10 protein-coding genes are annotated in these 14,528 nt (G+C 68.1%); 8 read left to right on the top strand and 2 right to left on the bottom strand.

Annotated elements, in window-relative coordinates:
• Window positions 1-35 precede the first annotated feature (35 nt).
• Window positions 36-620: an aminoacyl-tRNA hydrolase gene (pth, locus tag J7D54_RS03175; protein ID WP_182762192.1), complete on the bottom strand. Its 585-nt coding sequence runs from the start codon at window positions 618-620 to the stop codon at window positions 36-38.
• Entirely contained in the window at window positions 617-1,225 is a 609-nt protein-coding gene (locus J7D54_RS03170; RefSeq protein WP_182762193.1) for a 50S ribosomal protein L25/general stress protein Ctc, read from the bottom strand. Before J7D54_RS03170 ends, pth begins: the two co-directional genes overlap by 4 nt.
• 286 nt (window positions 1,226-1,511) lie before the next feature.
• Between J7D54_RS03170 and J7D54_RS03165 the strand changes: the two genes are divergently transcribed.
• The 8 genes from J7D54_RS03165 to J7D54_RS03130 all read left to right on the top strand — a co-directional run bounded on the left by J7D54_RS03165 (window position 1,512) and on the right by J7D54_RS03130 (window position 14,519).
• Entirely contained in the window at window positions 1,512-3,743 is a 2,232-nt protein-coding gene (locus tag J7D54_RS03165) for a glycoside hydrolase family 3 C-terminal domain-containing protein (protein ID WP_209455198.1), read from the top strand.
• 113 nt (window positions 3,744-3,856) lie between these two features.
• A complete protein-coding gene (locus J7D54_RS03160) occupies window positions 3,857-4,879 on the top strand; it encodes a LacI family DNA-binding transcriptional regulator (RefSeq protein ID WP_182762195.1) in 1,023 nt (340 codons plus the stop codon).
• Between the two features lie 56 nt (window positions 4,880-4,935).
• Entirely contained in the window at window positions 4,936-6,270 is a 1,335-nt protein-coding gene (locus J7D54_RS03155; protein WP_245244099.1) for an ABC transporter substrate-binding protein, read from the top strand.
• Between the two features lie 171 nt (window positions 6,271-6,441).
• The gene (locus J7D54_RS03150; RefSeq protein ID WP_209455197.1) at window positions 6,442-7,299 is read left to right on the top strand and encodes a carbohydrate ABC transporter permease; all 858 of its coding nucleotides are present in this window, start codon (window positions 6,442-6,444) and stop codon (window positions 7,297-7,299) included.
• A gap of 5 nt (window positions 7,300-7,304) precedes the next feature.
• On the top strand, window positions 7,305-8,132 hold the full coding sequence (locus tag J7D54_RS03145) for a carbohydrate ABC transporter permease (RefSeq protein WP_182763321.1): 828 nt from the start codon (window positions 7,305-7,307) through the stop codon (window positions 8,130-8,132).
• 25 nt (window positions 8,133-8,157) lie between these two features.
• Window positions 8,158-10,965 carry an alpha-L-rhamnosidase gene (locus J7D54_RS03140; RefSeq protein WP_182762200.1) on the top strand — a complete coding sequence of 936 codons (2,808 nt, stop codon included), beginning with the start codon at window positions 8,158-8,160 and terminating at the stop codon, window positions 10,963-10,965.
• Window positions 10,966-10,967: 2 nt separating this feature from the next.
• A complete protein-coding gene (locus J7D54_RS03135; RefSeq protein ID WP_182762202.1) occupies window positions 10,968-13,385 on the top strand; it encodes a glycoside hydrolase family 3 C-terminal domain-containing protein in 2,418 nt (805 codons plus the stop codon).
• A gap of 108 nt (window positions 13,386-13,493) precedes the next feature.
• A complete protein-coding gene (locus tag J7D54_RS03130; protein ID WP_245244097.1) occupies window positions 13,494-14,519 on the top strand; it encodes a LacI family DNA-binding transcriptional regulator in 1,026 nt (341 codons plus the stop codon).
• Window positions 14,520-14,528 lie beyond the last annotated feature (9 nt).

Below are 14,528 nucleotides of genomic sequence, written 5' to 3'. Positions count from 1 at the left end.
GCCACCCGGCCCCGGCCGACGACGGTAGGCCTGCGTTACGAGTTGAACTTGTTCTGGGTGACGACGAGGCCCTCGCGCACGAGCGACTCCACGACGTCGGCGGCCACCGCCGCATCGACCAGCATCTCGTCGAGTTCCTTCGGCTTCAGCTTGGCCAGCACGTAATCCGCGGCGGACTGGCGGCCGGGCGGACGCCCGATCCCCACCCGCACCCGGTAGAAGTCGCCGGTGCCGAGGTGCTGACGCATCGACTTGAGGCCGTTGTGGCCGTTGTCGCCGCCGCCCAGCTTCACGCGCAGACGGCCGGCGTCCAGGTCGAGCTCGTCGTGGATCGCGATGATGTGACCCGGCTCGATCTTGTGGAACGTGGCGATGGACCTGACGGCCACGCCGGACAGGTTCATGTACGTGGTGGGGCGGACCAGGACCAGCCTGACCGGTTCCGGACCGCGCAGGCTCACCGTCGCGATCTCGGCCTTCTGGCGCGAATTCAGCGAAAAGGATGAGCCGTAGCGGTCTGCGAGATCCGCTACGGCCCAGAAACCGACGTTGTGCCGGGTGATCTCGTAGGCCGGGCCCGGGTTCCCGAGCCCGACCACGAGAAAGGTGGAACTGGTCACTCCGCGGAGTCGTCGCCCTCAGCGGCCTCTTCGCCGGCGGCCTCTTCAGACTCGGACTCGACGGACGGCGCGTTGACGGACAGGACGAGCGCGTCGGGATCGCCGGTCGCTTCGACGCCCTCAGGCAGCTTCACGTCGGAGACCAGGATCTGGTCCCCGATGACGAGGCCGTCCAGCGACACCTCGAGCTCCGTGGGGATGTCGGTGGCCGGGGCGAGGACGGTCAGCGTGGTGAGGTCCTGGTTGATCAGCGTGCCGCGCTCCGCGTCGCCGACGAGGACCAGCAGCACCTCGACCTCGACCTTCTCGCCGGCCTTCACCAGCAGGAGGTCCACGTGGTCGATCAGGGGACGGATCGGGTCGCGCTGGATCTGCTTGACTAGCGCGAGCGAGGGCTTCTTGTCGCCGTCGATCGAGATCTCGAGCAGTGCGTTGGAGGTACGCAGCGCGAGGAAGGTCTCCTGCGCGGGCAGCGCCAGGTGGACGGGATCCATGCCGTGGCCGTAGAGGACGGCGGGGGTGCCACCCTCGCGGCGGAGGCGGCGGGCAGCGCCCTTGCCGAACTCGGTGCGGGTGGTGGCGGACAGTTGGGCGTCAGCAGCCATGGGGTGAACTCCTCAAGCTCTCAGGTGAATGGTGCGCATGCAGGCGCCGAGCGAGAAGCGAGCTAGTCGATGACGGACCCGCATGAGTCCCTCGCCAGGCAACCCGGCAAGCCTACCTCACCCCTGGAGTCCTCAAGAAATCATCTGGCTCAGGCGCGAGTGTGAACCGATTCACGCGCAACCATTGACCTCCGACAAGGACTTTTGATAAGGTTGTGTGTAGATCGATCTACACCGTGCTCGACGACGAGTACGGATCCCTTGCACACTGCATAGGAGCAACCAGATGCAAGTCAATCGACGCGGCGTGGGCGCCCTCACGGCAACCCTCGCCCTTCTCTCCTTCTCCCTCGCCCCCGCGGGCCAGTGGGCCGCCTCCGCCGATGAGGCCTCCCCAGCCGACTGCGCGTGGATGGACACCTCGCTGTCCGCCGAAGAGCGCGCCCAGTTGCTGCTCGACGCGAGCACCCAACGTCAGAAGTACCGCTGGCTCAACGAGCATGCGGCCAATTCGCCAGAACAGACCACGTTCAGCGGCGGAGTGACCTACCCCGCCCAAGTGCCGTGCACGCCACGGGTGGTCTATGCCAACGGCGCCGAAGGTGTGCACTCCAAGGCTGGCACCACGGCATGGCCTGCCCCCATCGCCATCGCGGCCACCTTCAACGAGGCCCTCAATGAGACGAAGGCCGCGATGCAGGGCAGCGAGGCCTTCGACAGCGGCAACGCGGTGATCCTCGGGCCCGGCGTCGCGAGCGGGCGCACCCCACTCTCGGGACGCACCCCCGAGTACTTCGGCGAGGACCCGGTACTCAGCGGCGTGATGGGAGCAGCGGCCGTGCGCGGCCTCGAGGACGGCAATCCCGGCAAGGGCGTGATCTCCAACCCGAAGCACTTCGTGGCCAACGAACAGGAGCTCGACCGGCAGTCCAGTTCCTCCAACGTCGACGAGCGCACACTCCAGGAGCTCTACGTACTCCCCTACGAGATCGCGGTGCGCGAGAGCGACCCCGACAGCGCGATGTGCTCGTACAACCAGATCAACGGCGTCTGGGCCTGCGAAAACCCGATCATGAACGAGGACCTCAAGGACCGCATCGGGTTCAAGGGCTACGTCATGAGCGACTTCGGCGCCGTCCACTCCACCGCTGACGCGCTCAACGCCGGCCTGGACCAGGAACTCAACCGCCCGATCTGGTTCACGCCGGCACGCCTCGACGAGGCGCTGGCTGCCGGTGACATCGACCAGGAGGCCATCGACGCGGCCGCCTTCCGGGTGGTGCGGGCGTACCTCAACGTCGGCCTGTTCGACAACCCCGTACCCCAGCCGCCCATCATGGGCGTCTCCACGGCCGAGCACAAGGCCGTGGCACGGGAACTGGCCGAGCAGAGCACGGTGCTGCTCAGGAACGAGGGCGGCACGCTGCCCCTCAACGGTGCGCCGACCGTCGCCATCATCGGCCCCACGGCGTCCATCACCCCCACCGGTGGCATCAGCGCCAAGACCGCCTGCGCGGCCAACGGCTTCCGCGGCAACGCGGTGCTGAACTGTGACGCACTCGTGGACCCGCTCACCGCGATCACCGAGCGCGTGACGGCCGACGGCGGCACGGTCGTGTTCGACAACGGTGCCGACCTCACCCAGGCGGCCGAAGCAGCAGCCTCAGCCGACGTCGCCGTCGTCTTCGGGCACCTCGGCATGGGCGAGTTCGCCGATATCACCGACCTCAACCTGGACCATGGCGGCGACGCCCTCATCCAGGCGGTGGCCGGCGCAGCCGACCGCACGGTCGTGGTGCTGAACTCGGGAACCGCAGTGGTCATGCCGTGGCTCGAGGACGTCGACGCGGTGCTGCAGGCCTGGTACGGCGGCGAGCAGTTCGGGCCCGCTCTGGCCGGCATCCTGTTCGGCGACGTGAATCCCTCAGGCAAGCTCCCGATGAGCTTCCCCAGGTCGCTGGCCGACATCCCCACCTCGACGCCCGAGCAGTACCCCGGCATCTTCGCCGACGGAACGACGGAGCGCACCGTGACCGGCGAGATCCGTCAGGTCAACTACACCGAGGGGCTCAAAGTGGGCTACCGCTGGTATGAATCCGAGGGCATCGATCCGCTCTTCGCATTCGGGCACGGCCTCTCCTACACGTCGTTCGAGTACTCGAAGGTGAACGTGACACCGAAGAACAGCGATGGCTCCAAGGCCCTCCGTGTGAGCTTCCGGTTGACCAACACCGGCGACGTGGCGGGAACCGAGGTGGCTCAGGTCTACGTCGAACTGCCTTCGGCGGCCGACCTACCGTCCAAGCGGCTGGTGGGCTGGGAGCGGGTCACCCTGCAGCCCGGCGAGCACCGCAACGTGACCGTGGAGCTCACACCCGAGCAACTGCGCGAGCGCCACCTGCTCGATGTGTGGGACACCGCCACAGGCGGGTGGGTCACGCCGAAGGGCACGGTTTCGTTCGTCGTCGGTGGGGCTTCGGACTCGGTGTCGGCGGCAGCGTCGCTGACTCTGCGCTGACCGTTTCTGAATCGTTATAAAGAAAGTCCACGAGAGCGGTGGACAGCGTTCGTGGATCGGTCTACAGTTCTTAGTAGACCGATCCACGAACTCGACGAAGAGGCAGGGACACAGTGGCTCTCAACTCAGTGACCATCGCAGACGTTGCGAAACACGCCGGCGTTTCCCGCGCCGCCGTGTCCAAGGTCATCCGCGAGGCCTATGGCGTCAGCGACGGGATGCGCACCAAGGTCCAGGCCGCAATCGACGAGTTGGGCTACCGCCCGAGCGTCACCGCGCGGGCCATGCGTGGGCGCAGCTACACCATCGGCATCGAGGTGCCCACCACGGTCAACGCCTTCCTCGACGACGTGATCGAGGGCGCCAGCTCGGCGCTCTCGGGCACGCCCTACAAGATCGTCATCGCCCCCGCCGGCCCGGATTACAGCTTCGGGCCGGAGGCCATCCAGGTACTGGCCGACCGACAGGTCGACGGCATCCTGGCGGTCTCCCCCGCCGTTGACCCCGAATGGCTCGAGAACCTCGGGAGCCACATCCCGCTGATCCTCCTGGGCCGGCACGACGAGTCGGTGAACTACGACACGATCGTCGACGACGACGTGCTGGGCACCCGGCTGGTCATGGAACACCTCCACGCGCTCGGGCACCGCGACATCGCGCACCTGACGATCGAACCGGCCGCCGAGAAGCACATGCTCCACGCGCCGCACGCGATCCGGGCCGCGACCTACCGCGAGTGGATGACCGGGGCCGGGCTCGCCGAGCACGCCCGCGTCATCCACATCGCACCCACCGAAGGGGCGGCACACGACCGCACCCTGGAACTGCTCGACGACCGGCCACGCCCCACCGCCATCTACGCCGGCCACGACGAGTTGGCGATGGGCGTACTGAGCGCCGCCGCCGAACGGGGGCTGGGCCCGGCGGATCTCTCCGTCGTCGGCTACGACGACACCCGGATCGCCGCCCACCCGCTCATCTCCCTGACCAGCGTCTACCAGGCGGGCGCCGACATCGGCGCGCTCGCCATGCGCCTGATCCTCGAGCGGCTCGAGGGCCGCACCGACGCCAGGCACGAAGTCATCATTCCCGAACTGCGGACCCGCGGATCCTCCACGGCACCCGTCAGCCCCTGACCACCCCACCATGAGGTCCCCCGCCCCGGGGGACCGCGACCGGAAGGAACAACGAAGTGTCCTCATCCCTGAAAGGCCACAAGGCCCTCGTCGCCGGCATCGTCGGCGCCCTGTCTCTGACCGCCTGCTCTGCCGGCTCGCTCGGCAGCAGCGACTCCACCACGTCCACAGAGGCGGGCGCCGAGGCAGTCGAGATCACCATGCTGATCGACAACTCCGAGCACACCACCGCAACCGGCCAGGCCATGGCGGACGCCTTCAATGAGTCACAGGACGAAGTCGTCGTGACCGTCGAGACCCGCCCCGAGGGCGCGGAGGCCGACAACCTGGTGAAGACCCGCCTCGCCACCGGCGAGATGACCGACATCTTCCAATACAACTCGGGCTCGCTCCTGGCCGCCCTGGACCCGGCGAGCAACATGGTGCCGCTGACCGGTGAGTCCTTCTTGGACAACGTTGATGAAACGTTCAAAACGGCCGTGACGTTCGACGACGAGACCTACGGTGTCCCCTTCGGCCAGGCCATGGCCGGCGGCATCCTCTACAACAAGAAGGTCTACGCCGACCTCGGCCTCGAGATCCCGAAGACCTGGGACGATTTCATGGCCAACAACGCCGCGATCAAGGAAGCCGGCATCGATCCGGTCCTCCAGTCCTACGGCGAAACCTGGACCTCCCAGCTCTTCGTCCTCGCTGATTTCCACAACGTGAGCGCCGAGCAGCCCGACTGGGCCGAGAAGTACACGGCCAATGAAGCCAAGTACACGCAGGAGCCCGCCCTGAAGAGCTTCCAGCGCCTCCAGGAGGTCTTCGAGGCCGGCTACTTCAACAAGGACTTCGCTTCCATCCAGATGCCCCAGGCCCTGCAGTACCTCGTGGACGGCAAGGGCGCCCACTACCCGATGCTCACGTTCGCCGTGCCCGGCTACGTGGAACTGGCCGAAGATGCCGCCGACAACATCGGCTTCTTCGCCCAGCCCGGCGACGACGAGGAGAACTACGGCCTGACCGTCTGGACCCCGGCCGCGCTGGTCATCCCCACCACCACCGAGGGCGAGAAGCTCGAGGCAGCCAAGAAGTTCCTCGCCTACGTGGCCACCCCTGAGGCCTCCGAGGCGCAGAGCGCCGCCGTCGACCCGACCGGCCCGTACATGGTCAAGGGCAGCGAACTCCCCGACGGGCTCCCGGCCGCCGTCCAGGACCTCCAGTCCTACTTCGACGAGGGCAACACCAGCCCGGCACTGGAGTTCCTGTCGCCCATCAAGGGTCCGAACCTGGAGAAGATCACCGTTGAGGTGGGCTCCGGTATCGCCACCGCCGAAGAGGGCGCAGCCCGCTACGACGAGGACGTGAAGAAGCAGGCCCAGCAGCTCGGCCTCGAAGGCTGGTGACCTGAGGCGTGGTGGGGGCTCAGGCCCCCACCACCCTTCACGGCGCAGCGGCGGCGCCCCACCTCGATCTCTCACAAGGAATCCCCGATGACTTCCACCACCAGCGCGCCAACCGTGCCTCCGATCCCCGACGAAACAACAGCCTCGCGACCGGGTCGTCGAGTGCGACACATGGACAAGACGTATCCCATGTGGTTCTACCTGCCCGGCGGCCTCATCTTTTTCGTGCTGTTCATCATTCCCACGGTCGTGTCGTTCTACTTCGCGTTCACGCGGTGGACGCTGTTCGACTCCTTCTTCGTGGGGTTCGAGAACTTCGTGATGTTCTTCCAGGAGCCGGGCCTCATCGGCTCGCTCTGGAACACCCTCACCTACGGTTTCGTCACTTCAGTCGCCAAGGTCGTGCTCGGCATGGGGCTGGCCGTGTTGTTGTCGGCCCCCATCATCGCCCGCGGCTATCTACGCTCCGTGACGTTCTTCCCTGTGCTGCTCAGCTCCGTCGGAGTCGGCCTCACCTTCCAGATCCTCCTGGACCCGTTCAACGGCCTGCTGAACTCCGTGATCAGCGGGGTCACCGGTGCCGACGGCCCCGGCTGGCTGACCAACCCGGATCTGGCGCTGCTCAGCGTAGCCGGCATCGACGTGTGGAAGGGCCTCGGCCTGGCCACCCTGATCTACATCGCCGGTATCGCCGCCATCCCCACCGAGTACTTCGAGGCCGCCCGCGTCGACGGCGCCAGCTCCTGGCAGGTGTTCCGCAGGATCATCCTGCCGCTGTCCTTCCCAGCCACGTCCACCGTCATCCTGCTGTCACTCATCGGTGGGCTGCGCTCGTTCGACCTCATCTGGACGACGACACAGGGCGGACCGGGCTTCGCCTCCGACGTCATCGCGTCGGTCATCTACAAGCAGTACCAGGCGGGCTTCTACGGGCTGTCCACCGCCGGCAACGTGATCCTCTTCATCGTCGTCACCGCCATCATCTATCCCCTGTCCCGCTGGATGAACTCGAAGGAGACAGACCTGTGAACGCCATGCGCTCATCCACCAGGTGGATCATCGGCATCGTCGGCATCGTCGTCACCACCGTGGTGTTCCTCGTCCCGCTCGCCTTCGTTTTCACGACTGCCTCGAAGTCGCCCCAGGAGGCCGCACGCCTCCAGTTCTCGTGGCCGGAGCAGTTCCAGCTGTGGAGCAACATCGTCGAGGTCTTCCAGGCCCGCGACTACATGCTCATCATCGCCTTCATCAACTCGGCGATCCTCACCGTGGCCAGCGTCACACTGATGGTGCTCTTCGGCTCGATGATCGCCTACGTGCTGTCGCGCCGCGCCAGCAGGTGGAACGGCCTCATCAACGGCCTGGTGCTCTCCGGACTCATCATCCCGCCTGCCGTCGTACCCACCATCTGGGTGATGCAGAGCCTCGGCATCTTCAAGACGCTGCACGGGCTCATCCTGATCGAGGTGGCCTTCGGCCTGTCCTTCACAGTGCTGATGATGCGCGCCTTCGTCTCCACCATCCCCAAGGAGATCGACGAAGCCGCCGTGGTGGACGGCGCCGGTCCGGTGCGGCTGTTCTTCCGCGTCATCCTGCCGCTGCTCAAGCCCGTGATCGTCACGATCATCGTCGTCCAGTCGATCTTCGTGTTCAACGACTTCCAGAACCCGCTCTACTTCCTCCCGGGTGATGCCAACGCGACAGTGCAGCTCACACTGTTCAACTTCCGCAGCCAGTTCGTCACCAGCTACAACCTGCTGTTCACCAACATCCTCGTGATCACCATCCCCATGCTCATCCTCTATGTCCTCTTCCAGCGCCAGATCGTGGCCGGCATGACCGCCGGCGCCGTCAAGGGCTGAGACTCACACGCCTGAAAGGTGCACCATGTCGCACACGGCTGACGCCCCCCGTCTCGACTACGGACTCGACGGCGGCGCGGTCCCCATGCCCCGTCCGCGGGTGTCGTGGATCTCCCGCAGTGACCAGCCGGCCTGGCGACAACTGCGCGCCGAACTGGCGCTGACGCTGGCAGGGGCCGACGAGCAGGTGGCCCCCATCGAGGGGGACCGGTCCGTCTTCGTGGACTGGCCGTTCGCGGATCTCCACCCCCGGGGGCGGGGCGAGCTCCGGGTCCGCACCGAGGGCCCCGACGGTTGGTCCGGCTGGAGCGATCCGGCCACGTTCACTGCCTCCTTCCTGGGCGACGGGGAATGGCGGGCCGATTTCGTGGGTCTGGCTGACCCCACCGTCGAGTCCCAGGTCGCGCACTTCAGGCGAGAATTCGAGGTCCGACCTGGCCTGAGACGGGCCACGTGGTACGCCACGGCACACGGCGTCTACCAGACGTGGGTCAACGGTGCCGCGGTCGACGACCAGCACATGAAGCCGGGCTGGACTCCCTACCAGTACCGGCTGGTGCACGAGACCACGGACGTCACGAACCAACTGAATGAGGGTCCCAACGCGATCGGGGTTGTCCTGGCAGGCGGCTGGTACACCGAGCATTACGGCTTCCAGGGGCAGGCCCGGCCGTTCTACGGCACCCAGCCGTCCGTCGCGGGCCAACTGCTCCTCGAATACGCCGATGGCACCCGGGAGTGGGTCGCCACCGATGCCGATTGGCGAGCGACCGGCAATGGGCCATGGACCGGGGCCGGGCTTTACAAGGGCGAGACCTTTGATGCGCGCCGGCTCCAGGACGGCTGGGACAGAGCGCACTTCGACGACGCCGCCTGGGCCCCCGTCAAGATCCGCCCTGCCGGACCTGTGCCCGGACCCCGCACCTCGCCGTCGGTCCGCGTGACCCAGACGGTACCGGTGCAGCAGGTCCTCATCTCGCCGTCGGGCCGGACGCTGCTGGACTTCGGGCAGAACCTCGTGGGTCGGCTTCGGATCCGGGTGTCCGGCACCTCGGGCGACACCGTCACCCTGCGGCACGCCGAGGTACTGGAGGACGGCGAACTGGGCACCCGCCCACTGCGAGTGGCCACGGCCACCGACACCTTCACGCTCCGCGGCGACGGCGAGGAGAGGTGGGCTCCCCTGTTCACCTTCCATGGCTTCCGGTACGCCGAGGTGGATGGCTGGCCGGGGGCCTTCGACCCCAGTGACGTGGTGGCCGAGGTGATCGGTTCAGACATGCGCCGCACCGGCTGGTTCGAGTCTTCTGACGAGCTCGTCAACCGCCTCCACGAGAACGTGGTGTGGAGCATGCGCGGGAACTTCCTCTACCTGCCCACGGACTGCCCCCAGCGCGACGAACGATTGGGCTGGACCGGCGACATCCAGATCTTCGGGCCCACCGCGAGCTTCCTCTACGACTCCGACGCATTCCTGGCCTCCTGGCTCGTGGACCTCGCACTGGAGCAGGAGCACGCCGACGGCAGCGTCGCCTTCACCGTCCCGGACGTACTTGACTCGGGCAGCGTCCCGACCGCTGCGTGGGGCGACGCCGCCACCGTCCTGCCCTGGCTGCTGCACGAGCGCTTCGGCGACACCGCCACGTTGGAGCGCCAGTACCCCTCCATGAAGGGCTGGACCGACCACATCCTCGCCCTGGCCGGTGAGCGCCATCTGTGGGAGGGCATGTACCAGTGGGGCGACTGGGTGGACCCGGACGCCCCGGCCGATGACCCGGCCAAGGCCAAGACGGACCCCGATCTCGTGGCCAGCGCCTTCCTCTTCCGCTCCTCCACGCTGACGGCGCGGGCCGCCGAGCAGCTCGGTTTCGAGAAGGAGGCAGCCCACTACCGCGCCGCCGCCGGACGCGTCCGCGAGGCGTGGCTGCGCGAATACGTCACCCCGGCAGGTCGCATCGTCTCCGACGCCCAGACGGCCTACGCACTTGCCCTCGAGTTCGGGCTGGCCACGCCCCCACTGGTCGATGGCTTCGGCAGGCGGCTCGCCGAACTCGTGCGCCGCGACGGCTACCGGATCAGCACCGGCTTCGTCGGGACCCCGCTGGTCACCCACGCGCTGACCAGCACCGGCCACACTGCGGCCGCCGCCCGGATGCTCCTGCAGACAGAGTGCCCCTCGTGGCTCTACTCGGTCACCATGGGAGCCACGACGGTGTGGGAGCGCTGGGACTCGATGCTGGAGGACGGCTCCATCAACCCGGGCGAGATGACCTCGTTCAACCATTACGCGCTGGGATCCGTGGCCGATTGGCTGCACCGCGTGGTGGCCGGGCTCAGCCCCGGGGAACCGGCGTACCGGACGGTCCGGGTGGCACCCGTGCCCATCCCCGGTCTCGACCACGCTGCGGCCCGCTTCGACGGTCCCTACGGCGAGATCAAGGTGGGCTGGCGCCGGCAGGAGGGAAAGGTTGTCGTCGAGGCCGTCATTCCCGCGAACTCACGCGCCAGCGTGGAACTTCCGGGCCGTGCCGCGTTCACGGTGGGTTCGGGCACCCACACCTGGACGATCGAGGATCCCGAGGTCACGCCCGGGGCGCAGTGCGTCACCATGGACACACCGCTGTCCGCCGTCATCGACGACCGCCCTGCCTATGACGCCGTGGTGGCGGCGTTCGACGCCGTCGACCCCGCGGTCGGCAAAGACTTCCGCCGACGCACCCGCTGGGTGGCCAACCAGCCCCTGGCCAGCACCACCCGGTTGGTGTCCACGAAGGTGATCACAGCCCTCGAATCCAAGCTGGACGAGCTCAACGCCACACGGCAAGGGCGCTGACGATGACAGGTTCACCGTGGCTCAGTCCCGATCTCGCGCTCGAGGACCGCGTCTCCGCGTTGCTCGCTGATCTTGCGCCCGCCGACTTCGAGGCGGTCGCCCTCGGCGACTTCACTGCCCTGACGTCCCGCGGCATCCCAGAGCCCCACTACGTCGACGCGGGCACAGGGTTGCGCGGCGTCGACTCCGCCACCGCCTTCCCCGCCGGCATCGCCCTCGCCGCGAGCTTCGACGAGGAGCTTGCGGAGGAGTACGGCGCGGCGGTCGGCGAAGAGGCCCGGCGGGCCGGGTTCACCGTCCTCCTCGGCCCGACGGTGGACCTGGCCCGCGACCCGGTCGGCGGTCGCATCGGCGAGGCGCTCGGCGAGGATCCCCACCTCACCGGGGTCCTGGGCGCCGCCCACGTCCGGGGCGTGCAGAGCCGCCACGTCGTGGCACAGGTGAAGCACTATGTCGCCTACAACGGCGAGAAGCGCCGCACCGGCCACGGGCTGGAGCCGGAGCGGGGCGATTCGGTGAACGTCAAGGTCTCCCGGGCGGAACTCCACGATGTCTATCTGAGGCCGTTCGAGGCCGCCATCCGCGCGGGCGCCTGGTCGATGATGGGCTCCTACAACCGTCTGGGCGGCGAATACGTCTGCGAGTCGAGGGAGTTGCTCGACCTCCCGAGGGAGATGTGGGGCTGGAAGGGGTTCTACTGCCCGGACTTCATCTTCGCGGTCAGGGACCCACAGAAGGCTCTCGAGGCGGGACTCGATCTGGGTGCCCTGGGTGGCGGCGGCGGCCGCACCCCCGAGATGGTCGCCGCAGCGGACCCGGGATTGCTCAGCCGCGCCGTGGCCAACGTCGTTCGCGCCATGATCGGGGTGGGGCTGGTCGACCATCCGCTTCCCCCGGCGGGAGAGCCCTCATCTGAAGACCACCGTGACCTCGCCTTCCGCGCGGCGGTGGGGGGCTCGGTGCTGCTGCGCAACGATGGCCTGTTGCCCCTGGCCGCCGAACAGTCGGTCGCCCTCATCGGGCCCTGCCACGACGACGCAGTTCACGTGGTCGGTGGTGCGGCGTCCGTCTCGCTGACCCGGTCCCGGATCACTTCGCCTCGAGACGCCATCGCTTCCCGTGCCGCGCGGGTGTCGCTGGCCACGGGCTCGGTGGGCGATGTGCCCCTGCCCCCGGTACCCGCCTCCGCGTTCACCCTTCCCGACGGTTCTCGCCCGGGTGTCGAGGTGGAGTTCACCGACGGCAGCGCCACGTGGACGGACGTACTCCCCCAGATCGACCACACGCTCGACCCCGCCGATCCCGGGCGAGCATGGCCACGCGCCTGGCGGACCCTCCTGACACCCTCGACCTCAGGTGCCCACCGGTTGAGCCTCACCCTCGGCGGGGCCGCGCGCGTCCGGCTGGACGGCGTCGAGATCATGGCCGGTGGTCGCGAGGTGGAGCAGTTCATCAGCGGCCCGCACTACCCCATGCAGACTGTGGTTGATCTCCGGGCAGGAGTCCCCGTCGTGCTGGAGATCGACTTCACACCGGGCCCGGCCATCACCATCCCGCCCATGGGCCTCGGCCCCACTCTGCGGCTCGGATGGCAAGAACCCGGGGACAGGTTGGACGAGGCCGCCCGAATCGCGGCGGAGGCCGATGTCGCCGTCGTGTTCGTGACCATGGCCACGGGCGAAGGCATGGACCGCGACTCCCTCGCCATCCCCGGCGACCAGAATGAACTCGTGCGCCGGGTGGCCGCCGCCAACCCACGCACGGTGGTGGTCCTCAACACTCCGGGCGCCGTCGAGGTCGACTGGGCCGACGAAGTGGCCGCCATCCTCCAGGTCTGGTACCCGGGAGAACGCTATGGCGAGGCGCTGGCCGCGATGCTCTTCGGCGACGCAGAGCCGGGCGGAAGACTCCCGCTCACGTTCCCTTGGCGCAGGGCGGACCTGCCGGGCCACACGCCGCCGGGGCTCATGCCCGAGACCGTGGACTACGACGAGGACGGTGGTATCGGCTACCGCTCCCCCGGCATCCTGAGCCGCGGGGCACGCTTCCCGTTCGGCTTCGGGCTGGGCTACGCCGCGACGGAAGCCCGGGTCAGCTCGGGCCAACTCCCCGACGGCTCAGTGCACCTCGACATCACCGTGACCAACCTCGGCACACGGGACACCGCCCACGTCGCCCAGGTGTACGCCCGGTTCGACGGCGAGGCCGCGAGGGAGCTCGTGGCCTTCCGGCGCATCCCGGTGCACGCGGGGTCGACGGCGCAGGCCCGCATCACTGTGCACCCCACGGACCTCGCGCGCTGGAGTGACGGCGCTGGCCGCCGGATCCCGGTGCCGGGCTCCCACACGCTCCATGTCGCGGCGCATTCCGCGGACGAGGGAATCCCTGTCACCGTCACGCTCCCGTCAGCCAGCTGCTGACCCCCCCCCCACTCCCGGCGCAGCCGGGAATCGTGTCCCCGAGCCGTTGACGGGCGGGCACGGCGTTGGACCCCCTACAGTGGGAGTTCCACGTCTCGGAAGGATGTTGTGAGCAAGCAGCGCCGACTCAGCATGCGGGACGTCGCCGACTTGGCGAAGGTCTCGCTGGGCACGGTGTCCAATGTGGTCAACAACCCCGACAAGGTGTTGCCGGACACAAGGCGACGCGTCGAGGACGCCATCCGCGAACTCGGCTGGATACCCAACCAGATGGCGCGGGAACTTCGTGCCGGGCGCAGTCAGACCATCGGATTAGCCGTGATGGACGTCACCAACCCGTTCTTCGCAGACCTGTTGCGCGCGGCTCAGTCCCGCTTGGAGAGCGAGGGGTACTACTCCACCATCGGCGACGCCGACAACCGCACGGACCGCGAGAAGGCACTGCTGCGCTCCTTCCGTGACCAGCGGGTGGGCGGAGTGATCCTCGGCCCGATCGAGAGTATCCCCACCGAGGTCGCCGAACTGCGCCGCGCAGGGATCCCCACCGTGCTGGTGGACCGGGTCAACGGCGGTGAACACTGCACAGCCGGCGTCGACGATGTCGAGGGAGGGGCGATCGCGGGCCGACATCTCATCGGGCAGGGGCACCGCAGGCTGGCCTTCGTGGGCGGGCCGGGCATGCTCACCCAGGTGCGACGCCGGCACGAGGGCATCAGCGGGGCCGCCGCCGACGCCGGGGCCGAACTCCTGGTCATCCCGACGCCCGAGTTCAGCTTCGCAGCGGGCCGCGACGCGGCGGACAATCTCGCCGACATTCCTGCGGAGCGACGACCCACCGGCGTGTTCTGCGCCAACGACGTGCTCGCCGTCGGCCTCCTCCAGGGCCTCGTGGCACGCCAACTTCGGGTGCCGGACGACGTGGCGATCATCGGATACGACGACATCGAGTTCGCAGCGGCAGCAGCCGTACCACTGTCCTCAGTGGCCCAACCGAGGCGTGAACTCGGCCGGGCCGCGGCAGACCTGCTGCTGGAAGAGATCGGCGACCGCAAAGCCGGCCGCAGCCACGAGCACCGCGAGATGGTCTTCACACCCACGCTCGTGGTCCGCGCGTCGAGCGCCGTTCCGCGCTGAGCCCGCTCT

This window comes from Tessaracoccus sp. MC1865, assembly GCF_017815535.1.
Classification (GTDB): domain Bacteria; phylum Actinomycetota; class Actinomycetes; order Propionibacteriales; family Propionibacteriaceae; genus Arachnia.
Note: the sequence above shows the minus strand (reverse complement) of the source record. Positions and strands in the feature narration are given on the sequence as shown.

Bases quoted from the DNA above. Each gene is read 5' to 3' on its own strand.
- J7D54_RS03135 (WP_182762202.1), top strand. From the start codon at position 10,968: ATGACAGGTTCACCGTGGCTCAGTCCCGATCTCGCGCTCGAGGACCGC.
- J7D54_RS03145 (WP_182763321.1), top strand. From the start codon at position 7,305: ATGCGCTCATCCACCAGGTGGATCATCGGCATCGTCGGCATCGTCGTC.
- J7D54_RS03165 (WP_209455198.1), top strand. From the start codon at position 1,512: ATGCAAGTCAATCGACGCGGCGTGGGCGCCCTCACGGCAACCCTCGCC.
- J7D54_RS03170 (WP_182762193.1), bottom strand. From the start codon at position 1,225: ATGGCTGCTGACGCCCAACTGTCCGCCACCACCCGCACCGAGTTCGGC.
- J7D54_RS03140 (WP_182762200.1), top strand. From the start codon at position 8,158: ATGTCGCACACGGCTGACGCCCCCCGTCTCGACTACGGACTCGACGGC.
- J7D54_RS03150 (WP_209455197.1), top strand. From the start codon at position 6,442: ATGGACAAGACGTATCCCATGTGGTTCTACCTGCCCGGCGGCCTCATC.